The organism is Hymenobacter seoulensis, assembly GCF_054780535.1.
On the sequence record NZ_BAAGWD010000001.1, the window covers coordinates 687,106 to 713,633 of the forward strand.

The 26,528-nt window shown below is 55.1% G+C and carries 17 protein-coding genes; 9 read left to right on the forward strand and 8 right to left on the reverse strand.

Features of this window, described 5'->3' with window-relative positions; all coding sequences use genetic code 11:
- Positions 1 to 7: 7 nt before the first annotated feature.
- The 8 genes from ACYVHC_RS03025 to ACYVHC_RS03060 all read right to left on the reverse strand — a co-directional run bounded on the left by ACYVHC_RS03025 (position 8) and on the right by ACYVHC_RS03060 (position 10,005).
- Complete coding sequence (locus ACYVHC_RS03025; protein ID WP_460612185.1) at positions 8 to 1,306, reverse strand: sensor histidine kinase; 1,299 nt, start codon at positions 1,304 to 1,306, stop codon at positions 8 to 10.
- A 140-nt stretch (positions 1,307 to 1,446) separates the two neighbouring features.
- The gene (locus ACYVHC_RS03030; protein WP_460612186.1) at positions 1,447 to 2,829 is read right to left on the reverse strand and encodes a sigma-54-dependent transcriptional regulator; all 1,383 of its coding nucleotides are present in this window, start codon (positions 2,827 to 2,829) and stop codon (positions 1,447 to 1,449) included.
- A 111-nt stretch (positions 2,830 to 2,940) separates the two neighbouring features.
- Positions 2,941 to 4,077, reverse strand: a complete 1,137-nt coding sequence (locus ACYVHC_RS03035) for an ADOP family protein (protein WP_460612187.1) — start codon at positions 4,075 to 4,077, stop codon at positions 2,941 to 2,943.
- A gap of 187 nt (positions 4,078 to 4,264) precedes the next feature.
- On the reverse strand, positions 4,265 to 5,518 hold the full coding sequence (locus ACYVHC_RS03040; protein WP_460612189.1) for an ABC transporter permease: 1,254 nt from the start codon (positions 5,516 to 5,518) through the stop codon (positions 4,265 to 4,267).
- Entirely contained in the window at positions 5,508 to 6,095 is a 588-nt protein-coding gene (locus tag ACYVHC_RS03045) for an RNA polymerase sigma factor (protein ID WP_460612190.1), read from the reverse strand. Before ACYVHC_RS03045 ends, ACYVHC_RS03040 begins: the two co-directional genes overlap by 11 nt.
- Positions 6,096 to 6,154: 59 nt before the next feature.
- Positions 6,155 to 6,895: an ABC transporter ATP-binding protein gene (locus ACYVHC_RS03050; protein ID WP_460612191.1), complete on the reverse strand. Its 741-nt coding sequence runs from the start codon at positions 6,893 to 6,895 to the stop codon at positions 6,155 to 6,157.
- Positions 6,896 to 7,298: 403 nt separating this feature from the next.
- Complete coding sequence (locus tag ACYVHC_RS03055; protein ID WP_460612192.1) at positions 7,299 to 8,750, reverse strand: TolC family protein; 1,452 nt, start codon at positions 8,748 to 8,750, stop codon at positions 7,299 to 7,301.
- Between the two features lie 7 nt (positions 8,751 to 8,757).
- Positions 8,758 to 10,005, reverse strand: coding sequence for an efflux RND transporter periplasmic adaptor subunit (locus ACYVHC_RS03060; protein ID WP_460612193.1), 1,248 nt, complete (start codon positions 10,003 to 10,005; stop codon positions 8,758 to 8,760).
- A gap of 987 nt (positions 10,006 to 10,992) precedes the next feature.
- Here ACYVHC_RS03060 and ACYVHC_RS03065 point away from each other — a divergent pair.
- From ACYVHC_RS03065 to ACYVHC_RS03105, 9 genes are all read left to right on the forward strand, one after another.
- Positions 10,993 to 13,455, forward strand: coding sequence for a TonB-dependent receptor (locus ACYVHC_RS03065; protein ID WP_460612194.1), 2,463 nt, complete (start codon positions 10,993 to 10,995; stop codon positions 13,453 to 13,455).
- A 997-nt stretch (positions 13,456 to 14,452) separates the two neighbouring features.
- Positions 14,453 to 14,917: a carboxypeptidase-like regulatory domain-containing protein gene (locus ACYVHC_RS03070; RefSeq protein ID WP_460612195.1), complete on the forward strand. Its 465-nt coding sequence runs from the start codon at positions 14,453 to 14,455 to the stop codon at positions 14,915 to 14,917.
- Positions 14,918 to 15,131: 214 nt separating this feature from the next.
- Positions 15,132 to 15,779: a DUF2459 domain-containing protein gene (locus ACYVHC_RS03075; protein ID WP_460612197.1), complete on the forward strand. Its 648-nt coding sequence runs from the start codon at positions 15,132 to 15,134 to the stop codon at positions 15,777 to 15,779.
- A gap of 755 nt (positions 15,780 to 16,534) precedes the next feature.
- Positions 16,535 to 21,760 (forward strand): MBG domain-containing protein, encoded by a 5,226-nt coding sequence (locus ACYVHC_RS03080; RefSeq protein WP_460613126.1) that lies wholly within the window; start codon positions 16,535 to 16,537, stop codon positions 21,758 to 21,760.
- A 367-nt stretch (positions 21,761 to 22,127) separates the two neighbouring features.
- A complete protein-coding gene (locus tag ACYVHC_RS03085; RefSeq protein ID WP_460612198.1) occupies positions 22,128 to 22,496 on the forward strand; it encodes a hypothetical protein in 369 nt (122 codons plus the stop codon).
- Between the two features lie 146 nt (positions 22,497 to 22,642).
- Positions 22,643 to 24,040, forward strand: coding sequence for a histidine--tRNA ligase (gene hisS / locus ACYVHC_RS03090; protein ID WP_460612199.1), 1,398 nt, complete (start codon positions 22,643 to 22,645; stop codon positions 24,038 to 24,040).
- 259 nt (positions 24,041 to 24,299) lie between these two features.
- The gene (locus tag ACYVHC_RS03095; RefSeq protein ID WP_460612200.1) at positions 24,300 to 24,794 is read left to right on the forward strand and encodes a YciE/YciF ferroxidase family protein; all 495 of its coding nucleotides are present in this window, start codon (positions 24,300 to 24,302) and stop codon (positions 24,792 to 24,794) included.
- An 80-nt stretch (positions 24,795 to 24,874) separates the two neighbouring features.
- Positions 24,875 to 25,765 (forward strand): cyanophycinase, encoded by an 891-nt coding sequence (locus ACYVHC_RS03100; RefSeq protein WP_460612201.1) that lies wholly within the window; start codon positions 24,875 to 24,877, stop codon positions 25,763 to 25,765.
- 256 nt (positions 25,766 to 26,021) lie between these two features.
- Positions 26,022 to 26,393: a hypothetical protein gene (locus ACYVHC_RS03105; protein WP_460612202.1), complete on the forward strand. Its 372-nt coding sequence runs from the start codon at positions 26,022 to 26,024 to the stop codon at positions 26,391 to 26,393.
- Positions 26,394 to 26,528 lie beyond the last annotated feature (135 nt).

Below are 26,528 nucleotides of genomic sequence, written 5' to 3' on the forward strand. Positions count from 1 at the left end.
CACTTATTCAAAACCGGATGGTAAACGCCGTCCGGCCATTTTCCTGCGTTTCTAGGCTGAAGGTGAAGTTGTGTTGCAGCAGAATGTCGCGTATGAGCGTGAGGCCGATGCCTTGGCCGTCGCGCTTGGTACTGTAGAAGGGCGTGAAGAGGCGGCGTTGCACCTCGGGCGCAATGCCCGGGCCGTCGTTTTCGATGATAACCTGTGCGGGCTCCTGGGTAGTGCGTACCCATACGTTGCCTTCCTCCCCAATCGCCTCGAGGGCATTTTTGCAGATGTTGAGCACAGCTTGTTCCAGCTGCATGGGGTCCAAGTCTACTACCATGGGGCCGGCAGCCAGCTCCCAGTGCCACCGGATGCGACGGCGCTCTACCTGCACGTGCATGAGGCGCTCAATAGTGCGCAGCAGCTCATGCACATCGGTGGGCTGGCGCTGCGGCAGGGGCAGGCGCACAAGGTTGGCAAAATTGGCAATGAAGTTGGCTAGGTGCGTATTGCGGTTGATGGACACATCCAGTGCCTCCGTGAAATCGGGCTGGTCGTCGGGTCGGAGCTGCGGCGCGTAGTAATGGAAGCTTTGCAGAATAGAGTTAATAGCGCCGATAGAGTTATTGATTTCGTGCGACATCATCCGAATCAGCTTCTCATAGGCCTGCTTTTCCTGCCGAATCAAATCCTGCGTTAGCTCTTCCAACACAATAAACCGACGCGTAAACCCCCGATCTACGAAGCGGGAGCTGTGCGCCCGGTACGTCTGAATGCCGGAAAGGCGCACTACCTGAGGGGCTTGCTCGGAAAGGTGACCTAGTGCTTGGCCCCAGTCGCCGGGCAGTTGGGCGGGCAGCTCCCCTAGCAGCTGCGCGGCAGGCAACCTCAGCATGCGCTCAGCGGCTGGGTTTACGCCTTCAATGCGCCCATCAAACGTGAGCAGCAACACACCGGCGGGCGAGGCCTGAATCAGGCTTTCCAGCAGGTAGCTTTTCTCGTGCTGCGTAACGCGTTCCTTGCGCAGCTCGTCAATCATGTGGTTATACACATCAATGAGCTGGTCCATTTCGCGTTGGCCCACCGGCACAAACTTCATGGAAAAATCTTTGGCGCGAATAGCCTCTGTACCGGCCGCAATCAAATGAAACGGCCGCACAAACCCTTTATAGAGCTGCACCGTGAGAATAATGCTGATGACAAGCAGCACCTCCAGCCCCACAAACAATGGCGCGTTCGTGCGCATTACCTGTGCGGCCAGCACAATCAGCACGGCATGAATGATAACCACGAACAGGATAAACTTAACGCGTAGGGCCATGCAAGGGAAATTGGTGCTATGATCTTAACCCAAAGAACGTCATGCGGAGCTTGCGACAGCAAGTCTACTGAAGCTAAGCAACTGGATTAGCTTCAGTAGACTTGCTGTCGCAAGCTCCGCATGACAATGTTTTCGACGCGCTATTCTGCGTCAAACGGAATGGCATACTTCTCGAGGCGGCGGTAGAGCGCGCCGCGGCTCAGGCCCAGGGCTTTGGCTACGCGGCTGATGTTGCCGCTGTAATGCTCCAAGGTTCGCTTTATCATTTGGGCCTCCAGCTCATCGAGCGTGATGGTGCCGGGCTCGGGCAGTTCGCCGGGCTCGGGTTGCCGCACGGGTACGCGCTGAAACTGGGCTTGGAAGTCTTCGGGGCCTAGTTCGTCTTTGCCGCTCACCAGCACTGCCCGCTCCACCAGGTTTTTCAGTTCCCGAATATTGCCGGGCAGCGGTTGCTCCTGCAGCCAGTGCAAGGCTCGGGTATTTACTTTCAGCGAGGCCCGATTATAGGTAGCACGCAGGCCATCTACAAAGTGCTGCACCAGCAGCGGAATATCCTGAGGCCGCTCCCGGAGGGCCGGAAGGCGTACTGTAATCAGATTGATGCGGTAGAACAAGTCTTCGCGGAAGCGCCCCTGCTGCACCATCTCGGCCAGGTTGCGGTTGGTGGCGCAAATTACGCGGATATCCAAGCGGCGCGGCTTGCTGTCACCGAGCACTTCGTAGGTCCGGTCCTGCAGCACGCGTAGCAGCTTCACCTGGCTGCCCATGTCCAACTCCCCTATCTCATCCAGAAAGATGGTGCCACCATTGGCCAGCTCAAAGCGGCCCTGGCGGTCGGTTTTAGCATCAGTAAAGGCTCCGCGCCGGTGGCCGAACATTTCGCTTTCAAACAACGAGGCTGATATACCACCCAGGTTCACTTTCACAAACGGCTGCCGGCGGCGGTGGCTGTTCTGGTGCACGGCCTCGGCAATCAGCTCCTTGCCCGTTCCCGATTCGCCTTCAATCAGTACGGAGGCATCGGTGGCGGCAACCTGGCCTACACTGCGTAGTACGTGCAGCAGGCGCGCATCCTGGCCTACAATATTCCGGAAGTTATACTGCTTGTCAAGCTGGCGGCGGCTGAGCGCACTAGGGTCGGTTTCGGGCTCAGCCTCGCTCAGGCTCAGAATAGTCCGGATGGTTTGCAGCAGCGAGTCGTTGTGCCAAGGCTTGGTGATGAACTCCGCAGCGCCCGCTTTCATGCCTTCCACAGCCAAGGATATAGAGCCCCAGCCGGTAATCAGGATGACGGGTACCTGAGGGGTTACCTGCTTTACCTGCCCTAGCAACCGCAGGCCATCTTGGCCGGAGGTATCCAGGGAGTAGTTCATATCCATAAGCACCAGGCGCGGCGGCGTTTCCTGCACAAAGAGTAGGGCTTCTTCGGGCGTGGCAACGCCCTTCGCCGGGTAGCCTGCCTGTTTCAGCAGCAGCCCCAGCGAAGTGCGTATTGCCACATCGTCGTCAACAATCAGTATCATAGTGTAGAGCGCGAAGGACGGAATTTGGCGCGAAAGATTGAAGGCCCTGCTGCAGCAAAACTGCATTTCAAAACCAGACCAACTCGGGGCCTAAAAACAGAAGGAAGCGCTTTACTCTTCCCGCAATGACACAGCTGGGTGAATGCCGGCAGCAATGCGGCTGGGCTGCCAAGCACAAATTGCCGTGAGCAAAAATATCAGCACAGTAGCCAAAATCATGGCCTGCACATACACCGTGGATGCCACTCCAAACACGCCCAGCAGCGGAAATTGTATGGCCAGCACCAGCCCTCCTAGCACGCCCAGCGTAGTCACTACCAGCATTTCGCCCAAAAACTGCCGCCCAATATTATTACCGGTGGCCCCTAAGGCCCGGCGCAACCCAATTTCAGCCTTGCGCTGATTGATATTGTACCAGAGCACACCAAACAGCCCCAGCGCCACGTTCAGGATCAGGAATAAGCCAACCAGCCCGAGTGCAATCAGGGGCGTCAGCATGAATTTCATTTTGTCCTGGCGGTTTTCTTCCAGGGTATTCACGTTGGCATCCCAGCCTTTGGTTACCTGCTTTATTTTGCGCACCAGCTGCTGCTCCAGCACGGCACCGCTACCCGGCTGCACCCGCACCAGCAGAATAGGCATCTCCAAATGACCAACATCGCCGGCGCCTTGCAACACGCGCCGCAGAAATATGGCTGGCTCATTGGCCGCAAAGTCGTTACCGGAGCGGTAGGCCTCAATTACGCCTACTACCTGCCACTGCTTGTCGTGCTTCTCATTGGTCAGTATTTTGCCCACCGCAGGCTCCTCCCCGAACATTGCCTCCGCAAACTTCTGGTTTACAACCACCGAGGGCCTAGTGGCGGCATCATCGCGGCGGTCGAACCAGCGGCCGGCCACTACTTTCTGGCCTAGCACCCGTACCATGTCATCGTCGGCGTCATATACCTCGGTAAGCGGGGCCTTCGTTTCCTTGTAGCGGTACTCATCGGTGTTCATGTTGCTGAACGAGAAGGGAGTGTTTGAGCTCGTCCAGGTAACGGCAGCGACACCGGGTGTGGCCTGCAGCTCCTGCACCAGCAGGCGTAGCGTGGCTTTGCGGTCAGTGGTATCCTGGCCCGGGTCTACATCAAACTCCCACACGTTTTCCGACGAGAAGCCCATGGGCTGCCGGTAGTTGTAAAGGTTACTGACCAGCAAGGAGCTAATCACAAACAGGACGAAAAACGACAAGAGGATTTCGGCCATGAGTAGAAAGTTGGAGCGCTTACGGTTCCAAATCAAAGTAAACAGATGACGTATCATGGGGTAGCTGGGGTATCGTGCACACCGGCACATTAGCAGTGGGCGTGCAGAAGGTTAGATGATAAAGCCAACGGCGGCAAGCGGGGCGCAGGGTTAGCACCAGCAATACTTGCTAGCCACCTGCTGCTGATTAGTTACTACTGCCTTTTAAGGCCTGAACCGGCAGCAAGCGCGACATTTTAAAGGCCGGATATACCCCCGATAGCAAGCCAAAAAGCAAGGTCACGAGCAGCGCCCAGCCAAAAATCCGGAGGTTCAGCTCGAAGTGAGAGTAGGCTATAATCTGGGCACCGCCAATCAGTTGGAGCACGATGTACGCCAGTCCTAGACCTAGCAGGCCACCAATGGCCGTCAGGAAAATATTCTCTACCAGAAACTGCCCGATGAGCGTACGGCCCGTGGCGCCAAAGGCCTTCCGGACCCCAATTTCAGAGGAGCGTTCCATAATGCGACTCACATTAATGTTCACCAGATTCAGCGCGGGTAACATCATAAAAAGCAGCGCAAGGCCCGTCAGAATTGCATATAGGATAGCCGTACCATCGGAGCTGTAGTCGGTCAGGGGGCTCATGATCTGGCGCGAATAGGAGGCTAGCAACTGATCGGCGTGCAGGTCCAGATGATCCATTGCCTTGGGGTCGGTTAGCGGGATGCGCTTGGCCATTTGGTCGAACTCCGCCTGTACAGCAGCTTTATCAGCCGGCGATTTGGCCAAGATGATAGCTGAATATTCACCATCCAACCGGGCCTGATTTAGGTTGTTGGGGCTGGTTGAAAGCGGCACCCACACATCGGCATAAGATGACACGCGCATCACGGGCACATCATCTACCACGCCCATTACTCGGAAAGCGCTTTGGTTGATTTCAATGGTACGCCCTACTACCCCTGTATCGGTGCCGAAGTACTTACGAGCGGTGCTCTGGTTGACAACTGCCACCCGTGCCGCCGACTTCATTTCAGCCTCACCGAAGGGTTTTCCTTCCCGGAACGTAAAGTCCAGCACTTGCCAAAACACATTGTCGGTGTACTTCAAGTCCAGGTCGAGGCGGTTGTTTCCTACGTAGCTAGGCGTTGCGTGAAACATAGAGTACACCGCTACTTTCTCGGGCGTTTTGAGGGGGCGCACATACCGATCGAGTAGGTAGTAGCTCGCTGGCGAGTTCTGATTGCCGCCGTTTTTATACTTGATGTGCAAGAAGTTAACAAAAAGCATCCGGTCGAGGCGGGTTTCCGGAGCGTGCGGGCCCACCACGTGGTCGAACATGGCCGCTACCACGAGCAGCACCATCAGCGTGAAAGAGATGCCGAACAGGCTGATGAAGGTAAAGAACTTGCGGCGCAGCAAGACTTTCCAGGCGATTTTGAGGTAGCTAAGCAACATGAGCGTGAGAGTAGGGAGTAGAAAGGGAAGAATGAAGGGCGGCTACTTGCCGCTGCAGCACCGCGCGGGCTTTGCTGAGCTGCGACTTGCTAGTGCCTTCTGAAATACCGAGCAGCTCAGCTACTTCGGGGTGGGTATAGCCCTCTAGTGCACAGAGGTTAAACACGGCCCGGTAGCCTGCGGGCAGCTCCTGCACCAGCCGCAGCAAATCGGCGGCTTGCAGCTCTACATCGGCGCTGGGCAGCTCGGTGGCGAGGTGGCCGGTGTAGCAGTCTTCAATGCTAAGGGTTACGGACTCGCGGCGGCGCAACAAATTCAGGGCCTCATGCACCATAATGCGGCGCACCCACCCTTCTAGGCTGCCTTTACCCTCAAACTGACCCAAGCAGCGAAACACCTTCATGAAGCCGCGGGCTAGGGCATCTTCCGCGTCGAACTCGTGGCGTAGGTAGCGCAGGCACACGGCCAGCATGCGGGGAGCAAAGCGCTGATAGAGCTGTTCCTGAGCGGCTGCGCTACCCTGTAGGCAGGCGGCAACTAAGTCGGTGTCAGAGAAAGGTAGGGCTAGCGTTTTCATAACTCAGAAAGAAAACTGCGAGAAGTATCACAAGTGGGGTGCGATCAGCACCAGGTATCTTAGCTGACCTGGCTGCCGTCGAAGAAGCGGATAAGGCGCTCGGTGCGGCGTGCCTGCTGCTCATCGTGCGTTACCATCACGATGGTGGTGCCTTCCTGCTGGTTAAGGCCTAGCAGCAAGTCCATAATTTCTTCCCCCATCACCGAGTCGAGGTTGCCGGTAGGTTCGTCGGCCAGAATGATTTCGGGGTTGCCGGCCAGGGCCCGGGCAATGGCTACGCGCTGGCGCTGGCCACCAGAAAGCTGGCTGGGGAAGTGGTTGGTGCGGGCACTGAGGCCTACTTTATCGAGGGCGGCGTAAGCCCGCTCGCGGCGCTCCTTGCCGCCTACGCCGGGCCGGTACAGCAAGGGCAGCTCCACGTTATCCAGCACCGAGAGGTCGTTGATGAGGTGGTAGCTCTGGAAAACGAAGCCAATTTTCTGATTGCGCAAGGAGGCGAGCTCCTTATCAGAATAGGACTGCACCGGCCGACCATCCAGCTCAATTACGCCGCTGGTGGGCTCATCGAGCAGGCCAATAATGCTGAGTAGCGTGGATTTGCCGCAGCCTGAGGGACCCATTATCGAAACGAACTCGCCTTTGTTGATGGTCAGGTTTACGCGGTTCAGGGCCACCGTTTCAATAGTTTTGGTTTGGTATACCTTCTCGATGTCGCGCAGTTGAATAACGGGCTGGCTGGTGGCCAAAGCCGCACTGGCTGATTGGGCCCGGGCGGTAGTTTGAGCGAGGATGTTTTCCATGGGAAGAGCAGGATAGATGAGGAAGTCTGACGAGAGTCTGTCCGGTTTCGGGCAGTAAGCCACGGGGCCTACAGTAGTATTGCCAAGCGCTGTGCCAATTTTATAATTATCTATTTATCAGCATGTTATGTAGTATATTCAAAATAGACGATTGATAAAATATGTCCGTTTCCGGACAGGGTGTTCGGTATTGTATAGCGTACCTGTTTGTGAGCGGGCATCCGGCACCGTGTTCGTTGAGCCAGCGTAGGAGCAGCTATAAAGAGCGCCATGCTGCACAGCGCGAAGGACCTTATTCCGTGAGAACCTACCATTGATGCGGTTCTCACGGAATAAGGTCTTCGCGCTGTGCAGCATGACGCGTTATCTATTTCAGAACGCCAATCGGTGTCCAGGTCAGTGCTTATGGTTGCGCTGCTAGGGGCTGTTGCCGCTCAAAGTCATACAGCGTGAGGGCACGCAAGCGGTAGTGCGCCACCCAAGCCGCACGCAAAGCCAGAATGTACACACGGCGGGCCTGGTCCTTTTCGGCGGAAGCAATGGTGAGGTCGGTGAGGCTGATGCGCCCAACTTTGTAGGTCGCCTGGGCAATGTTGTAACGCTGCTGCGCCAAGGAGTCGGCGCGGGCGGTTAGCGCAAGCTGCTCGCTTAGGGTACTGAGCTGAGTAGCCTGCACCTGCACGCTCTGCTCGAAGCTGGCTTCTTCCTGCGCAATATCGGTTTGCACCTGGCGGCGGGTCAGCTCGGCGGTTTTCACAATGGATTTCTGTCTGCCCCAATCTACTAGGGGCAGCGAAAAGGTAAGCCGCACCTGCTGCTGGTTTTGCAAGGCCGCGTACGTGTCCCAGAGATTGCCCGCTTGGTTTACGTAGCCTAGGTTGGCCGCGAGTGTAGCCTGAAACCCGGTGGTACCCCGGGCCTGCGCTACCTCCCGCTCAGCCTGCAACAGCCGGCGCCGAAAAGCCAGCACCACACTGCGATTTTGGCGCGCCTGGGTTACGGCTTGCTCAGTAGGCACCACTAATCGGGGCGCGGCGGCCGGCACCAGCAGCCGCACCGCATCGGTGCGCAAACCAGTATAGCTCTGCAAACTCACGGCCGCGTTCTGAGCATCCAGTTGGCCTTGGGCCATGGCCTGGCGGGCGTTCAGTAGGTTTAGCTCTAGCCGTAGTACGTCGCTTTGCGAGAGGCGGCCGAGCTGGTAGCGCTCCTTGCCTATCCGGAGCAGTTCTTCGTTGGCTTGCACGTTCTGGCTGGCCACTTCGGCATTTACCTGCTCCTGCAACACATCAAAGTACAGCTCCGTGATGCGCTGGGCAATGCCTTCCCGCTCCTCGGCGTACAGGCGCTGGCTTTCCTGGTAGCGCAGTGGCTCAATGCGGCGGGCCCACTTCAGGCTATTGAAGGAACCTAGCGGCTGGGTTAGGCCGATGGCAATGGGTTGGTTGTTGTAGCGTTTTAGGCCGCCATTAAAGTCATCGAAACGCTGCAGCTCAGAACTTACGAACACCTGCCCGCCCGTCAGGCCAATGTTCTGGCTCATTGACAAGGCCAGGTTGGAGTTGTTGATGCGCACGGCCCGAAAATCGGTGGTACCATCGGGCTGCACTACGGGCGTAATCACGCGGCTGAACCCGGGCAGTGTGCCCTGCAACCCTAACTGGGGCTTGTAATTGGCCTGGTAAGTGCGCCACTCCCAGTAGCTTTTGTCGCGGCTGGTTTGCGTTTGTTTGGCCAGCGCCGACTGATTCAAGGCTAGCTCAATTACCTCACTCAAGGTGAGGGCCGATGGCTGCGTTTGGGCTACGGCCGGCGTGCCGGCTAGCAGCGCCAGGAAAGGAAGAATCCGTTTCATAGGGCAGCTAGTCTTTAAGGGTGAGTTCGGGCGTATCAACGTAGTCCTTCATATCCGACACGATGATCTCCTCGCCGGCACCTAGGCCTCCGGTTATCTGCACGTAGTCGAAGTTGCTGTCGCCGAACTGCACGGTGCGGCGCACGGCTTTGCCATTCTGAAGCACAAACACCGGCTGCTCTTTACCACCCTGGTAGAAGGGGCCGTTTTTCACGCGCACCACATTGTGCAGGGCCTTGGTTACCACAAATACATCGGCCCGCAGATTGGCGCGCAAAGCCGGGTGATGATCCTCGGTTAGGGTTGCGTAGAAGGTGACTACCCCCTTATCAACGGAAGGGCTTACGGTGCTAATCGCGCCGCGCAAATCGGTGCCGTTAATGCGCACTACTACCGCATCGCCGAGGTGCAGGGCATCGGCATAGGCGTCGGAAATGGTGGCTCGCACCCGGAAACGACTTAAGTCGGCTACGCGAGCCAGGGCGTCGCCGGCCTGCACCGTAGTTCCCAGGTCTTCGTTCACCCAGGTGAGCACGCCGGGCTGCTGGCTGCTGATATTGGCCTGAGCCAGCTTGCCCGCCAGTTCCGCAATGCTGCGGTCCTGAATCTGCATCGTGAAGCCTAGTTCCCGCACATCGGCGGCATTGGCGGCGCGCTGGTTCCGAATTTGCTCTCCGAGGCGTTGCAGTTCCAGTTGGGCTACTCTAAGGTTAAGCTCGGCTTGGCGCACACTTTCCGAGGTGCCGCCGCCAATCTTGAGCAGGTATTGCTCATCACGCAAGGCCGACTGCAGGCTGCGAACTTTCACTTGCTGCACTTGCTCCTGCGAACGTAGGTCGTTTAGGGCTTTTTCGAGGCTGAGCTGGAGTTGGCCGTTTTTGTTGCGATTCTGCTGCTGCTCATCCTGAAGCTTGGCCAGGGCTGTGCTTGTCAGCTCCTTATCTAGCTCCAGAATGGTCTGGCCGGGCTGCACTTTGCTGCCTACTGATACGGCTACTCGCCGGATGGTGCTCTGGATGGGGCTCGTAATAACGGCTTCGTGCGCCGGAATAATAATGCCAGCGGCCGTAAGGGAGGCTTCTACATCGCCCCGCTCGGTACGCGCCGTTAAAATGCGGTTGCGCTCTACACTAGGTTTCAGCACATTGCGGAAGGCCAGCAGGCCAACTGCTAGGGCCACCAGAATGCCTAACCCCATCAGCCAGCGGCGGCGCTGACGGCGGTTCTGCGTTGATGTTGATATGGCTCTGTCCATTTTCGTACAGGAAGGAAGGGGTTTCCAGATAGGTAAGCCAAGTGACGTGCCATATTTATAAGTATTTATATATCAAGTATTTACACTCCAAATACAGATTACCTCCTACTATAAAGTTGTCCAAAAATGGACAGCCTGTTCGGAAACGAAAGCAGCTAACTCACCTTCGGACACGTGCTGTCAGTCAGCCCCAAATTTGTAGTGGGAAGTGGAGCCAACAAGAGAGCTGCTTGACTAGGCGGTGACCGATAAGTTGCTTCGATTAGTAAAAATGCCCTGTTAAGCTTGTTGAAGCATCTTGCCTGCATCATTGAATCGACAGAATCAAAGCACGCGAGATGCTTCGGCTACGCTCAGCAAGGCGGGCTGGAGGTGTCAGGCACCGCCTAGGCCGGTTAGAAGCCTAAACCGCTTGTATGCCCTGTATCTGTAGTACGGCTGTAGAAATTCTAATCTAGAGCCGTTTGGACAGCCAGCCAGCAAGCCACCAGCAATTATTTGCGAGGCAGGCAACGGATGCGAAGGACGATACATCTATCCTGCCAGTACCAGTTGCTAGGGTTTGGGCTTCTATTTAGCCTAGTGCGCCCCGCCTTATTCCCCCTTGATTCCTGTAAAACACAACGCATTCCTAGAAATGAAAAATTATTTTCACTAGTACCTTGCGTCACATAGTACCTTCGCTTACCTTTGGATCATTGATTAGCTAACCTCCTCGCCGCACACTTGGCCCCCTACCGGCGCCAGCTGCGGCAGATGCCCACCACCACCTTGCGCCAATCGGGCCGGGTGCTGAGCAGCTCGCCGGAAACCATCGTTTCTCGCTGCTGCGCTTGTGTGTTGGCCGCTTGGTTTCGCTGCCGCTGTGGCAGCCGAAGCCCCTGCTTTTCGTGACTGAATTTCTGGCAACCATGCCAGCCCAGCGGAACCGCGGCCGCCGGGCACGGCCTCTCCTTGCCTGGTTTGTACCTCACTTGCCTCCCTCTCATGACTTCCTTTCTACCTTCCGGCCGGACCCTGCGGGGCCTGGGGTTCCTCGCTATGCTCGCTCCTTTGGCCGCCGCGGCCCAGCAACAACCTAGTGGCTCCGTTAGTGGCACCTTGCTAGATAATGCCAACGGGCAGCCGCTTCCGTTCACCAATGTAGTGGTGCTACGGGCCCAAGACTCCACCTTTGTTGCCGGCGCCGAAACAGCTGAAAACGGTCGTTTTGCCCTAGAAAAGCTGGGAATGGGCAACTATCTGCTGAAAGCTTCGGCCGTAGGCTACCAAGGGTTGCGCCGTACTATTAGCGTAACCAGCGCAACTCCCAACCTGCAGCTTGGCATCCTGAAGCTGGCCCCAACTGCTACGCAGCTGGCCGGGGTAACGGTACAGGGCGAACGGGCCGCCGTGCAAGAAAGCCTCGATAAAAAGGTAATCAACGTAGAAAAAGACTTGAGCAGCGTGGGCGGCACCGCCGTAAATGTGCTCCAAAACGTGCCTTCCGTAACGGTAGCCCCCGATGGCACGGTGAGCATGCGCGGCTCTTCCAACATCACCATTCTCATTGATGGCAAGCCTAGTAACTCCGCTAACAGTGGAGCCGGTGGCAACCGCCTAGAGCAGATTCCGGCCAGCTCCATTGAGCGGGTAGAAGTCGTGACCAACCCTTCGGCGCGCTATGATGCTGCCGGGGCCGGTGGGGTGCTCAACATTATTCTGAAAAAGCAGAAAAAAGACGGCTGGAATGGCCAAGCGCTGCTAAACCTCGGCACCCGCGATAAATACAACACCAGCCTTAGCCTGAACCGGCGCACGGGCAAAATCAACACGTTTGGCTCGTTTGATATGCGCGACGACCAATACCACAGTCGCATGCGCAGCGACCAATACACTACCCTAGAAAATCGCGAGCTGCGTACCTACCAGGAGGGCACTAACGTACGCCACAACAAAAGCTACAACGGTCGCCTAGGCTTCGACTACACCTTGCCCGCCAACCAGAGCCTGACGGTTACACTGGAGCCGAACTTCAACCGGAGCGCCAACTCGGGGCTTCAACTCGCTACCCTTTCGGGAGCCACCAATGCCCGCATCGGCAGCACGTTCGGGGTTTCGGAGAATGTCGACAACATCGATGGCTCAGTGGACTACCGCCGTACCTGGGATGAGCACAAAGGCCGGGAGCTGACGGCCAGTGCTAACTATACCTACCTCGACGCCGATGTAGTGGTGGCCCAGCGAAATACGGAAGGCTCGCCGGACCTGCGCGAATGGAAACAAGACTTGGCCGTAGGCCTCAATGCCGTGTCGGGGCAGGTTGACTACGTGCACCCCATCGGCGAGAAAGCCAGATTGGATGCCGGCCTCAAAGGTCAGTACCAAGAAAATAGCGGCACCGATGATTTCCTGCGCCAGCAGGCCGATGGCCCCGTTTTTGAGCGCCTTGCTGACCGCTCGTATCAGTACGATTTCAAGGAGTATATGCAGGCCGGCTACGTTACCTACCAGCAGGAACTGGGCAAATGGAACATGCAGGGCGGCTTACGCGCTGAATACACCAACACCAGCGGCGAAGTACTCAACGGCAACGGGCCATTTAAGCTGAGCTACCTGAACCTGTTCCCTTCGGCCACGGTAGCCCGCAAGCTGCCCACCGCCGACCAAACCGTGAAGCTGAGCTACTCGCGCCGCCTCAACCGGCCTGGCTTTATGCAGCTGCTAGCTTTCCCACTCTACCAAGACCAGCGCAGCTACCGCATCGGTAACCCTACGTTGCGCCCCGAGTACATCAATGCCTTTGAATTAGGCCACCAGATAAGCATCGGGCAGGCATCCCTGACTTCTACTTTGTTCTACCGCCATACCGACAACACCATTCAGCGCCTAGTGGGGGTAGATACCACGGCCACCCGCCTGTACGGTTCCGGAGCGGTTATTACGGCCCAATACAACCAAAACTTCGGGCAGGCAACCAGCTATGGCGCCGAAGTTTCTTTGAACCAGCCCGTGACCAAATGGTGGCGCATCACGGCCAACGGCTCGTTGTTCCAGAATATGGTAACGGCGGCTACCGGCAACGAGGCTAATCGCCGGGTAGTATCGGGCACGGCCCGCCTGATGAACTCCTTCACGCCCACCCCCAAGCTCGACATTCAGCTGACCGGTAACTACCGCGCAGCGGCCGTTACGGCCCAGGGCAAAGTATTTCCGGTTGGCTCCATGGATGTAGCGCTGCGCCAGCGCCTGTTCAACGACCGCGCCGCGCTTACTCTCCGCGTATCCGACGTGCTGAACACCCAGCGTAACCGCTCGGAGTCGCGCACTGAAAACTTCCGGGCCGAGTACTACAACAAGTGGGAGTCGCGGGTAGGCTACCTAGGCTTCAGCTGGTACATGGGCTCTAACAAGCCTCCGAAAAAGATTGAAAATCAGCCGCAGGGCGGTGGTGGTGGGTTCGGTGGCTAACCGAAGCTAGGGCGTTACAGGAAGCTGGAAAAATAATTTTTTACTTTCCTGTAACGCTCGCCTATTACGGCGGTATCCACAACAGCAACGCACTCAAGCACACTGCCTCTCGGAGTTTGAGCTGCCACCAGACCTAGTACCCCTGCTCTATACCCTGCGTTTCAGTTAAAGCTTTTCGCACCCGTTGAATATGCATTTCCATGGTTTAAAGCGCGCCCCCTCTACTGCTCCTCGTTCATCTAACGTTGGCTTTCCACGATTTCTTTGCCTAGGAAATGCGGGCTGGCGGTTCGGCAAGTCTCGTTCTACTACCCCTGTTGCAAGCTCAAACCACTGCTTCCGATAATGATTTTCGACTAATGTTTGGGTAGGGTGAATTTGGTAGCTGGCTTGTGCTGCGCTTTGCTACCATCTAGGCCTCACGTTACCCGGCACACCGCTACGTGCGTGAGGCCTTTTCCCAGCCTCTGTTTCCAGTACCTAGTTACAACTAGTTTTAGCTGCCCTGTTTAAAGCAAAAGTTATCCTAGCAGGCCTGATTATAAGACAATCAATATTTTTTTTACTCCTCAGGCATCCCTTGCGCTCCCTATAGCATCTATCAGATAGACAAAGCTTAAGAAGTTATACGCAAGCTTTACCCCCCCACTTTTTCTGGACAACTAATTACTCCCTGGAAAACTCTGAAGCAGAAAATAAACTTAAACAGTACCTTGCTTTACATAGTACCTTTTAGTATCTTTATTCTGTTCTTCCACTTCGGCCTGTAGGGCCTGCCCGCCAAACCGGCTGCCCCCCTTCCCCCCGAAACAGCTCCGCTCCTGACACCAGCGGGGCGCTGCCCCACCCGGCGCCTGGCCACTTCGCCACCCGCCGCTCTGGGCTCGATGCAACTCTCTTTTTTGCTGACTCTCGCCGGGATGCCCGGAACGGAACCGCGGCCGTTCCCACTAGCCCCGCCCGATGGTCTAAGCCCTTCCTTTCACTTACTACTGTCATGAAAACTTCCTTTGTTTCCAGCGCCCTGTTGGGCATTTCCCTCCTCGTTGTCGGCGCTCAGCAGCCCGCTCAGGCTAGCTCTACTCCGGGCCGCGGTACGGTTTCGGGCCGCCTCTACGATGGGGAAACGCAGGAGCCTATTCCTTATTCCTACGTGGTGGTACTCCGGGCTTCCGATGGCCGTTTTGTAAAGTCGGTAGAAACAGATGCCAACGGCCATTTTCGTGCTACTGGCTTGCCCTTGGGCCGCTATACTGTCCGGACTACCGTGTTGGGCTACCACTCCATCAAGCCCGCCGTTGCCCTGCACTCCGCAAAGTCGCAGAAGGCCCTGGGTACGGTAGTCCTAGTGCCTCTGGGTATGCCCCAGCTTGCTCCCGCCGATCAGCAAGCGTGGGCCAAACGAAGCAAAGCAGTAGCCGCAGTAGAGCCGCGCCGGCCAGTAGTTCGCGTACGGTCCTAGACGCGACCGGGCGCCGGGTAATCAGTTATTAGCTTATCCTTGCCACATCCGGCCAGCTGCTTTCCTACGGGAAACTGGCTGGCCGGATGCATGCGTTTAGCCACCTCTGCACGCAAAGTTGCTAGGTCAATTAGCGCCTGAAACCCAGATGGGCGCAGGGTTTCAGCCGCCAGGAAAGCTAGTACCTTCGCAGTGTCTTGCCAGGTGCCTGTATATGTCGGCTTTTGCTGCTTTTCTTCTCTTTTTGCTGACGGGCACTCTGGTTCCTATCAACCCAGGCTTTCGGCAAACGCCTGATGGCATTCCTGTTTATATAGTTTCCAACGGCTTTCATACCGCGATGGTGCTACCTACACAGGAGCCTCATACGGGCCACAACTGGCTGCAAACACTAGGTTCGCTTACCCTCACAACCCGATTTGCGCGTTACCCCTACGTGGGATTTGGCTGGGGCAACGAAGGATTTTTTCTGGGCTCGATGGGCGGCAAATTTCCCAGCCCTAAAGCTATTGTGGGGGCAGCTTTTCCCTCGCGTACCCTCATGCACGTCGACTTTTACAGGGCCGCTCCTGATTCCGGCGCCCAGGTTGTGCCGCTGCGGATTTCGCCTGCTGAGTATCGCCTGCTTACAGCCTACGTGCAGCACTCCTTCCGCCCCGATACCCTAGGGCGCCCGCAACTGCGACAACCAACTGGCTACACTCCCGAAGACTTTTTCTTCCTGGCCCAGGGCCGCTACCATGCCTTTCGCACCTGCAACGACTGGACCAACCGAGGCCTGCGCACTTCCGGACTCAGGGCCGCACTCAAGGCACCCTTCGCCGCCGCCGTTATGTTCCAAACTCGAAAGGCGAAGCGTTAACCCCTAAGCAGCAGCGAACAAGCATAGCATACACCGTAACCCACGCAAGCCGGGGAAATATGCCCCCAGCGTAAAGTGTTGCGCCAACAATGCTACCAAGCGTTCTACTAGGCTGGAGAGGGAGCCAGTCCTTAGCCCTGGAAATTGGGCCGCTGGTGCAATTAGGCACCAAGCACGGCAACTCACTTAGCGGATGATCTAAGCATCTTACCAGCAATAAGTTGCCCTTTTACTATCCTAGTCTCACTCTCTTAGCAACCCTGCAGCTAGTGTGTAATCACAGGTAAACTACGCCATGAAGCGCTTCTTAACTATAAGGATTCAGCGTAAGATGGAACGAATTATCTAAGCTCGTCTATTACGTATGAATTGAAATATTAGTTGTTAACATATTTATTTTTATTTGAACAGTTATAAAGTTTATTGATAAATTACCGTAAAATTAGATATCATTCCACTTCCTCGATTTCTTGACTGTACCAGTAGCCTTACTTGGCCACTGCAGAATTGTCCTGTCCCTTACCGGGCTCAGCGCCCGCGTGTTTTCTATTTTCTTTAACCTCACCTACCCACCTATGTACACACCTATACCACGCTCAGGCTTCTGGTTCCAGGCCAAGGTTTATGGGCTTCTGCTGTTGCTAAGCCTGTTCTGCTCCGCAGCAGCTATGGCCCAAACTGTAAGTTCAGACAAGGACGATTACTCACCCGGTGAAACTGCTCACATAACAGGTTCAGGCTGGATCGGCGACCAGATGGTACACGTTGAGTTTAAAGAGGAACCTGACTACCCTGATTACCACATATATGATGTACCAGTTGATGCAAATGGCAATTGGCAAATTGATTATGCTATAGAAGAACGACACCTAGGAGTAAAGTTCTTGGTAACCGCTATTGGAAGTCAAAGTCATACGGTTGCAACAACAGTATTCACTGACGCACAGAAAACAGTAACGGCTATAACTACAAATAAGAACCCTGCTGTTTACGGAGAAGAAGTTCGGTTTACGCTTGGCGTAACAAGAGAAGGAGGAGGAGGAGCACAGAGCAACACTGTAGTAGGGAATTTAGAGTTGTATATTGATGGAATAAAAGTTCAGACCTTTCCTGTTTCTGCTAATTCAAATACAGGTAAGACCTATTCTACTACTTCACTTTCAGTAGGAACTCAGCCCCATACTATTGAAGCCAGATTTGTTGGCTCAAGCGCTAGTCCCGGTTATGAGAACAGCACAGCATCGTTAAGTCAAAATATAAGTAAGGCGCCTCTGACGGTAACGTCAAGCAACGGCACCAAAATATATGGCGCTATATTAACTAACGCTGATTTTACAGGCACTCTTGTTGGCCTTAAGAATGGGGATAACATAACTGTCTCAAGAAACAGCACAGGTTCACAGGCTTCTGCTTCAGTTAGCAACTACCCCATTGTGGCCACGCTAAGTGATCCAGATAACAAGCTCGGCAATTACATTGTAAGTAGTACTAATGGGAATCTGAGCATTACACCTGCTTCGCTTGTAGTTACCGCTACTGCCCAGACTAAAGTTTACGGAGAGGCCCTGGCGTTAGGAGTCACCAACGTGCAAACAGACTTTACTACTAACGGCCTAGTTAATGGTAACTCTGTTACGAGTATCACTCTGGCTAGTAGCGGAGCTTCATCTTCAGCCGCTGTCGGAAACTATACCATAACTCCAAGCGCTGCCGTAGGAACTGGTTTGTCCAACTATACAATTTCCTATGCCACAACAGGCATACTTACTATAACAACCCGCCCCATTACCATTACGGCTGATGCCAAGGGCATGACCTATGGTGATGTGGAACCGCCCCTTACGTACCAAGTAACGAACGGAAGTTTGGTGCAAGGCGACAGCTTTACGGGGGAGCTTAGCCGGACTCCGGGGGGTAGCGTGGGCAGTTATCCTATCAATCAGGGCACTGTTGCTTTGAATGCTAATTACGACCTAGCATTCCAGCCAGCAGACTTCACAATCAACCCGAAAGACGCCTTTGTTAGAGCCGATGCAAATGGCAAAACATATGGTGACTCTGAGCCAGCATTAACCGGCGAGCTTTCTGGTTTTCTGCCCGCTGACAAGGTAACCGCCACGTTCACTCGCACGCCCGGTGAGGACGCCAATGGTAGCTACACCATTAGCGCAGCGCTCAGCCCTGAAGCAGTACTAGGCAATTACAACATCTCAACCCAAACAGCGGCCTTTACCATTGCCCAGAAGGCAATAACCATCACGGCCACCCCACAAAGCAAACCCTACGGCACTTCCCTCGACCTGGGTACCACCGCGTTTTCAGTAACAGCCGGAGCACTGGTGAATGGCAACACTATTTCGGCCGTGGCGCTGGAAAGCCCGGGCGCCCTGGCAACTGCGGCAGCTACCACAGCGGGCTCAGAATACCCTATTACACCTAGTGCAGCAACAGGAAGTGGCCTGGAAAACTACGATATCAGCTATGCTGCCGGGAAACTTACCGTGACCAAGGCCCAGCTGGAAATCAGGGCCAGGGACGCCAGCAAAATATATGGTGAGGAACTTAGCTTTTTAGGAAGTGAGGTGGAAGTAACAGGGCTTATACCCAATGATAAAGTTGAATCAGTGACGCTTACCAGCGTGGGAGCCGCCGCTACCGCTACAGTAAGCGCACCGGGCCCAATTTATGCCATCGTGCCTACCCTCGCTACTGGAACGGGCCTAGATAACTATTCCATTTTATACAGAAACGGTACACTTACCCTCAGCAAAGCGCCTGCTACCATTGCCTTGTCTGGCCTAACGGTGGCTTATGATGGACAGCCTAAACTGGTAACGGCCACCTCCACGCCTGCGGGCATAGAGGGAGTAGAATTGACCTATAATGGTGCTTCCAGTGCGCCGAGCACTGCCGGTTCATATCAGGTGGCGGCTACGCTTACTAACCCCAACTACAAGCTGGTAAACTCAAGCGGCACGGATTTGGCCAGCGAACAAGCTACGCTTACTATCGAGCAGCTTGCTCCCATTTTTACTGATTTAAGCGCCAGTCAGAGTATCACCTACGGGGATGCCTCCATCAGCCTGTCGGGGAAGCTGAGCAAGAACGGCCTAGCGCCAACTGGGTCAGTGTCGGTTGCTATTAACAGCGTTTCTGTGCAGGCGCTGCTGGCAGCTGACGGGTCGTTTAGCCTCACTTTTAACACCGCTTCGCTGCCAGCTAACACTGCGGCCTACACCATCACCTACTCCTACTCAGGAGACACCAACTTCACGAGTGCCGCCGATGCCGCTACTTCCCTGACCGTAAACAAGGCGCAACCCGTCATCACCTGGAACAACCCAGCGGCTATCATCTACGGGGCCTTACTTTCGGAAACGCAGCTGAACGCTTCGGCTTCGGTAGAGGGCACCTTCACGTATTTGCCGGCGGCGGGCACCAAATTACCGGCAGGCACGCATGAGCTTTCCGTAACGTTTACCCCCACGGATGCCACCAATTACAAAAAAAGCACTGCCACCGCTACTATCCATGTGGAGCGGGCAACTCCTGTACTCAGCTGGACGACCCCGGCAAACCTGGTGTACGGCACGCTCCTAGGCAACAATCAGCTGAATGCTTCCGCCGGAGAAGTAGACGGTTCGTTCACCTATACCCCAGCCGCCGGCACCTTACTGGAAGCCGGCCCAGATCAGAAGCTGACCGTGAGCTTCTCCCCCACTGACGCTGCTAACTACACCGGGCCCATTACAAAAGAAGTATTCATTACGGTAGACAAGGCCGTTGCCAACGTACAGGTGAGCGGCTATACTGGCACTTATGATGGCAACCCACACGGTGCTTCGGGAACGGCTACGGGCATTAATGGCACCTCACTTGGTAGCATGCTCGACCTAGGCGAGCAGTTCACTGCTGTGCCGGGCGGCACCGCAATCTGGACGTTCAATGGCGGCAGGAACTACCACAACCAAAGTGGCTCCGTGAGCATCCTACTCAGCAAAGCAACGGCTACTGTAGCGTTTAACGAGGCATCATTAAACCAGACTTACAACGGCACGCTCCGTAACGCACTAGCCCAGGTAACCGGCGCAACCGGCACGAGCACCTTTACCTACACCTACGATGGAACATCCACCGCGCCTACCGATGTAAAAACCGGAGGGTATCAGGTGGTAGCCACCCTAGTAAACAACAACTACGCCGGCTCTGCCACGGGTGTGCTGCACATTAACAAAGCCAATCTGGAGGTAATCACCGATAGCAAGAGCAAGCCCTACGGAAGCGCCTTCGCGCTGGCTGATTTCACTGGCCGGCTGAGTGGCAACATTGCGGCTGATAACCTGAGCATTGCCAGCTTTGCCAGCGCGGGCGCCGACGCAACGGCTACTGTTACTGGCGGGCCATATGCCATCAGCGCCACCCTCCGCGACCCGCAAAACCGCCTGGGCAACTACACCGTCATCAGCCGTTATGGCAACCTGACGGTGACTCCCAAGGCTATGACGATTACGGCCAACAGTATACAGTCGGTGCAGTACAGCGACCTAGTACCGGCCTATACAGTAAGCAGCGAGGACTTTGTGAACTCCGAGACCCTAGCCAGCTTGGCAGGTACGCTCAGCTTTACCAGCACGGCTTCTTTGGCTGCCAACCGAGCTATGCTAAGTGGCCCAGGTGTGTACTCCATTGAGCCCACTGGCCTCACTTCCTCTAACTACACTATCACCTTTAAGGCAGGAACACTCACGGTAACCCCCGAAAACGCCAAGGCCGAATACATAGGAGCACAATTTGTGAGCACAGGCGGCACAACCTCTAGCACAGCCACTGTTGTGCTCCGGGCCCAAATTCAGGATGTAGCTTCCTGGATACCAGCCACAGCAGACCTGGACGGTGGCGACATTAAAAATGCCAAGGTTGACTTCATCATCAAGAAAACCGCTACCGATGCTTTTGTTGCCACACTCTCTGACGTTCCGGTGCAACTGATGACAACGGGCAACACCTTGGTGGGGGTTGCCCAGAAAGAATACACCTTCAACATTGGTAATGAAACCGGCGAGGTGTATACCATTGAAACCCGAGTAAAGGGCTTTTACACGAGCGAGCCGGAGCTGGATAACATCAACATTGCCAAGCCCTCGCAAGACTTTATAACCGGCGGCGGCAATGTTTCCTCAAAAGTGGCCTACTTCGAAAAGGGAATAGATGCCACCCGGAAAGTGAATTTCGGGTTCAATATCAAATGGAATAAATCGGTTAAAAACACCCAGGGCTACCTTAACCTTATGCTCCGGAGTACCAATGGCACCATGTACCAGTTTAAGGCCACTGCTTTAGGCTCATTGGCCGTTGATGCCAGCAACCCGTGCTCCCAGAAAGCCACCTTCACCTGCAAAGCAAACCTGAATAACGCTACCCTCGGCACAAACATCGAAGGCAACCTGAACCTGCTGGTATCGATGGCGGATAACGGAGAGCCAGGTGCGGGCGTTGATAAAATCCGGATTGAGATATGGCGCGGCACCCAAGGCGCCGGGGGCACGCTGGTATTTTCGGCCAGCGGAAGCAGCTCACTCCAAGAAGTACTGCTGAATGGCGGCAACCTCTCGGTACGCAGCGGTAACACTACTTGCACCACTACCGTGAAAGCTACCGCGCAGTCTACGCTCCTCACGCAGCCTACTACCACGCCTTCGTCCGCTACCCTCACTCCCCCTAGCAACCTGCTGGAGGTGTACCCTAACCCACTCACTGACCAAGGCACGGTTCATTTCCGGACCGAGAAGGCTGGCAAGGCACAGGTACTGGTGTTTGATGGCATGGGCCGGCAGGTAGCCAAACTTTTTGATGGCGTAGTGGCCGCCGGTGAAGAGCAGCACGTACAGTTTAAGCCTCAGGACTTACCTAGTGGCTTCTACATCTGCCGGCTGCTCACCAATGGTAAGGTAGAAACCCGCCGCATCACTATTCAGAAGTAAGGTGCTGTCGCAAGCTTCCGATCAGAAGAGGGCCAGGATACTCCTGGCCCTCTTTTTTGTGTATTCTAGGTTGTCTCCTACTTTGCTTTTCAGTACAACCCAAATAGACACATTACTAAACAAGCTCAGCCGTAGCGTTTCGCATACTAGCGCACTACGGCTGAGCTTGCGTTAGCGCCTCATCAGTTGATAGATAGGTTTGCTCACAGACAGAGGGTAGCGCTTATCAGAATATCTCTTTGTTTTCTTGGAGTTTACGCATGAATTCACTTATCTAAGTCCAATAATACCATTTTGATGCAACCATTTTCCTCGGTTTCTCAGTATGACTATCGGTTACTGTATACTTCTTAATCGCATCGTACGCATGCTGGATGTTCATCGTGAAATTCTGACTAACGGCTTTATGCTGATAGTTTCCCCCGATGGCACTTCTAAGGATGAGATTAAGTTGACTCGGGCCCTGCATCGGGCCAGCCGAAGCGACAAGGCGGCAGTATTAATTGACCTTAGCCTGATTGATGAGCTTTCTGAAGAAGCTATTGACTTGCTGCTGGCGTATGCTTTTCTGCTGCACAACCAGGGCCGGCGCCTGATTTTGTGCCACGTACCCCAGCCAGCCCAACATCATTTTCTGTTTCTGGATGTGGCATCGCAGCCCCTGCTAGTACCTTCCTTGCTGGATGCTATGCAGGAAATTGACTTCATGGCCGGCCAAAATCAGGTGCGCTCATAACCCGCCGAAACCTGCCTTACCGGGGTTCGGGCGCACCTCAGGCCTAGTAAACTTGTGGTCACAGCACGGGCAGAAAAGTAGAAATCCGGAAAATCCGTTTAAAACCGTGAATTTTACGGCCGTATTTCCGCATCCTGTTTTTTCTGATGAGCGCTCAAAAGCCCAGTATCCCGCGCGGTACCCGCGACTTCGGCCCGGCCGTGGTGGCCCGCCGCAACTATATTTTTGGCGTAATCCGCCGTGTGTTTGAGAAGTTTGGCTACGCGCCTTTGGAAACACCAACGCTCGAAAACCTGTCGGTGCTCACGGGCAAGTACGGTGAGGAAGGCGACCAGCTGCTGTTTAAAGTGCTGAACTCCGGCGATTTTGCCAAAGATGTTACCCCCGATGATTTAACGGCCGATAACCGGAGCAAGCGCATCCTGCCCAAAATAGCCGAAAAGGGCCTGCGCTACGACCTCACGGTGCCGTTCGCGCGCTACGTGGTTATGAACCGCAATACGCTGGTATTCCCGTTCAAGCGCTACCAAATTCAGCCGGTGTGGCGCGCCGACCGCCCCCAGCGTGGCCGCTACCGCGAGTTTTACCAGTGCGATGCCGACGTAGTAGGCACCGACTCCTTGCTGTGTGAGGCAGAAATTGTGCTGATGATGTCGGAGGTGCTTACCAGCCTAGGCCTCACAGAGCACACCATCAAGATAAACCACCGGCGCGTGCTGGGCGCTTTCTATCAGGCGCTGGGCGGTGAAGGTACCGAAACGGACTTGTTTACGGCCATTGATAAGCTCGATAAAATTGGCCGCGAGGGCGTGGAGAAAGAGTTGGCCGGCCGGGGCTTCTCGCCAAGCGCCATTGAGCGGTTGTTTGATTTGCTAGGGGTAGGCGGCGACTTTGAGGAGAAGCTGGAGCGCCTGCTCGCGGCCTTTGCCACGGCTGCTGTGGAGCCTGATAATGCCGACGGCTACAAAGGCCTGCAAGATCTGAAGCAGGTGCTGAACTACCTGCGCAGCTTTGGCTTCGAGAAGTGGCAGAACCTGGAGTTTGATGTAACGCTGGCCCGAGGCCTGAGCTACTACACCGGTTGCATCTTCGAAATAAAGATCAACAACGTGAACATGGGCAGCGTGAGTGGCGGCGGCCGCTACGATAACCTCACGGGCGCCTTTGGGTTGCCGGGCGTTTCGGGGGTAGGGTTTTCCTTTGGCGTGGATCGGCTGTATGACTGTCTGGAAGAATTGGCGCTGTTTCCGGAAGCTGTAGCCACCACTACCCGCTGCCTACTCGCCAACTTCGATGCCGAAAGCGAAGCCGCGGTGCTGCCGGTGCTGCGCCAGCTGCGCGAGGCTGGCGTTGCCAGCGAGCTGTATCCGGAAGCAGGCAAGCTCAAAAAGCAGTTTCAGTACGCCGACCAGAAGGGCATTCCGTACGTGCTGCTGCAAGGCTCAGAGGAGCGCGCTGCCGGCCAGTTTAAGCTCAAAAATTTGGCAACGGGCCACGAAAGCACCCTCACACTAGAAGCCGTATTGGCAGAACTAGGCCAATAAGTAGTACTCCGCTTTCGGGCGCGAACCACATGCGTGAAGCACGGATATTATCCTTCGTGCTTCACGCATTTTTCGTTTAAACTAAGCTCAGCCTTAAATATATTCACTATTGATTATCAATGCATTGACGCATATTTTTCACTATTAGGAATCGGGGTTAGCTCCAACCTGAACATTAACACTTCCTACCCCCTGCCGTATGCACAGACAGTCAGTCAATCGGACTGATGACATTTCCACTCTACCTATTCTTACTCCTATGTTCGACAAACTGGAAACCCTCGATGATCTGTTTGAAATGCAGCTCAAAGACCTGTACAGCGCCGAAACTCAACTAGTAAAGGCCATGCCCATGATGGCTAGCTCGGCTAAGGATGGACGCCTGCGCCAGGGCTTTGAAACTCACTTGCGTGAAACCGAAAACCAGGTGGAGCGGCTGGAGAAAATCGGTAAAATGATGGACCTCGACCTGAGTGGCCATACCTGCAAAGCTATGAAAGGACTGATTGCGGAAGGTCAGGAAACTATGTCGGAAAGAGCTACTGATGAGGTAATGGACGCCGCCCTGATTGCCGCCGCTCAGCGCATTGAGCACTACGAAATTTCGGGCTACGGTACGGCGGCTCACTACGCCGAACGCCTGGGCCACACGGAGGCGGCTGCTCTGCTGCGCCAAACGCTAAACGAAGAGCAGAACACCGATACCAAGTTGAATAACCTGGCCAAAAATTACATCAACGCCAAAGCCGAATAAGTCTGTTTTCTGGTTTTGTTCCCAACAAACGCCCGCTTTGAGCGGGCGTTTTTGGATGCTTGCTCTTGCTCACCTACCCCATGGCGAATTCCAAAAAATCTACCAAATCCCCAGCGGCCAGCTGCCCCGTTCCCCAGGGCAAACTGCTACTTATAGGGGGCCACGAACACAAGGGCGACGCAGCCGATAATGACCTCGAAGCTTCGCGAAACCTGAATTTTGCTCCTGAAGCAATTCTGCGCCGCTTAGCTGAAGAGATTGGCTCGCAGGGGCACCTAGTAGTCATTCCAACGGCTTCCTCTATTCCGGAAGAAGCCAGCCAGGACTACATCGATGCCTTCAAAAAAATAGGTGGGCCAGCCGTAAAGGTTCTCGATATTCGGGAGCGGAAAGAGGCCAATGACGAGGCTATCCTGGAGGTACTAGATAAGGCCGGTGGTGTACTCTTCACCGGTGGCGACCAACTCCGGCTTACTACCCTGCTGGGAGGCACCCTACTCCAGCATCGCCTGCACGAGCTCTACTCGTTCCAGAAATTTATTATAGCCGGTACCAGCGCGGGCGCTACGGCTATGAGCACCCCCATGATTTATCAGGGCCGCGACGACGCCGGTTTCCTGAAAGGCGAAATCCATATTACGACGGGCCTAGAGTTTCTGCATGATGTAGCCGTGGATACCCACTTTGTGGCGCGGGGCCGCATTGTACGCATGGCCCAGATTCTGGCTACCAATCCGGCGTGTGTGGGCATGGGACTTGAAGAAGATACGGCCGTGCTGGTTACGGAAGGCAAGGAACTAGAAGTGCTGGGCAGCGGACTTGTTATCGTGCTTGATGCGCGCAGTTGCAGCTCTACCAATATCCATGAAATAGCGCCGAATACCCCATTCACCCTGCGTGATATTCGGCTACACTTGCTGGCAAGCGGTGAGCAGTATACCCTACCCATTCAGCCTCGCATATATGCCTAACCGAGTGCCCGTACGGACAGCGTTACGCCACTCTTCCGTATTTCTACGGACCCATTTGCTTTAAAATCCGTAGAAGTTTTTCATGATACTTCTGATTATCAGAATACTATCTGCGTAAAGCAATCTGCGCTTACACGCGTATGCTGCTTCTGATAAGCCAGGAGCAGCGCTTCTTGGCAGGCAGCCTGATTACAGCCCACTTCCAAGGATTTAGCTTGGGCCTTGCTTGTTTTTGTTCCATTTTCCTTTCCTACTCATGCATCAATCAACTTTCAAGTTTTTGGCTGTGGCCCTACTAGGCTCTGCTTTAACGCTAAGCTCCTGCGGCAGCAACTCCGGCAAGCAAGCCGATTCTACCAGCTCAACTGAGTCCAGCAGCGGCGACATGGACGCCAACGGCAGCGTCGATATCAACGGCAGCACTGACATGTCAACTGACTCGTCGGGTATGAATTCCTCCACCCAAGGCACTGGTGCTTCCGCCGGTTCCACCACCAGCAACTCCACACCAGGTAGCACCACTGCCGGCGGCTCTACGGGCGGCTCCATTGGGGGCTCCACAGCTTCTACCAGTGGTTCCAGCACCACGGCCTCTACCACTGGCGGCTCGGGCAGCACTACCAACTAACCGCCAGCCATTACCAGAGGCCCCCTTAGGCGGTTGCGCACCCAACACTACCTAGTAGCTGCTACTCTTGCCATTGGCTTTGCGCTTCAGGCAGGGGTTTAGCGGTTCGTAGGGGCTAGTGACCATGGTAGCGCC

Excerpts from the sequence above, each read along its gene's own strand:
- ACYVHC_RS03055 (WP_460612192.1), bottom strand. The coding sequence starts at position 8,750 with ATGAAACGGATTCTTCCTTTCCTGGCGCTGCTAGCCGGCACGCCGGCC.
- ACYVHC_RS03040 (WP_460612189.1), bottom strand. The coding sequence starts at position 5,518 with ATGTTGCTTAGCTACCTCAAAATCGCCTGGAAAGTCTTGCTGCGCCGC.
- ACYVHC_RS03060 (WP_460612193.1), bottom strand. The coding sequence starts at position 10,005 with ATGGACAGAGCCATATCAACATCAACGCAGAACCGCCGTCAGCGCCGC.
- ACYVHC_RS03070 (WP_460612195.1), top strand. The coding sequence starts at position 14,453 with ATGAAAACTTCCTTTGTTTCCAGCGCCCTGTTGGGCATTTCCCTCCTC.
- ACYVHC_RS03080 (WP_460613126.1), top strand. The coding sequence starts at position 16,535 with ATGGTACACGTTGAGTTTAAAGAGGAACCTGACTACCCTGATTACCAC.
- ACYVHC_RS03045 (WP_460612190.1), bottom strand. The coding sequence starts at position 6,095 with ATGAAAACGCTAGCCCTACCTTTCTCTGACACCGACTTAGTTGCCGCC.
- ACYVHC_RS03030 (WP_460612186.1), bottom strand. The coding sequence starts at position 2,829 with ATGATACTGATTGTTGACGACGATGTGGCAATACGCACTTCGCTGGGG.
- ACYVHC_RS03085 (WP_460612198.1), top strand. The coding sequence starts at position 22,128 with ATGCTGGATGTTCATCGTGAAATTCTGACTAACGGCTTTATGCTGATA.
- ACYVHC_RS03025 (WP_460612185.1), bottom strand. The coding sequence starts at position 1,306 with ATGGCCCTACGCGTTAAGTTTATCCTGTTCGTGGTTATCATTCATGCC.
- ACYVHC_RS03035 (WP_460612187.1), bottom strand. The coding sequence starts at position 4,077 with ATGGCCGAAATCCTCTTGTCGTTTTTCGTCCTGTTTGTGATTAGCTCC.
- ACYVHC_RS03105 (WP_460612202.1), top strand. The coding sequence starts at position 26,022 with ATGCATCAATCAACTTTCAAGTTTTTGGCTGTGGCCCTACTAGGCTCT.
- ACYVHC_RS03075 (WP_460612197.1), top strand. The coding sequence starts at position 15,132 with ATGTCGGCTTTTGCTGCTTTTCTTCTCTTTTTGCTGACGGGCACTCTG.
- ACYVHC_RS03100 (WP_460612201.1), top strand. The coding sequence starts at position 24,875 with ATGGCGAATTCCAAAAAATCTACCAAATCCCCAGCGGCCAGCTGCCCC.
- ACYVHC_RS03065 (WP_460612194.1), top strand. The coding sequence starts at position 10,993 with ATGACTTCCTTTCTACCTTCCGGCCGGACCCTGCGGGGCCTGGGGTTC.
- hisS (WP_460612199.1), top strand. The coding sequence starts at position 22,643 with ATGAGCGCTCAAAAGCCCAGTATCCCGCGCGGTACCCGCGACTTCGGC.
- ACYVHC_RS03095 (WP_460612200.1), top strand. The coding sequence starts at position 24,300 with ATGTTCGACAAACTGGAAACCCTCGATGATCTGTTTGAAATGCAGCTC.
- ACYVHC_RS03050 (WP_460612191.1), bottom strand. The coding sequence starts at position 6,895 with ATGGAAAACATCCTCGCTCAAACTACCGCCCGGGCCCAATCAGCCAGT.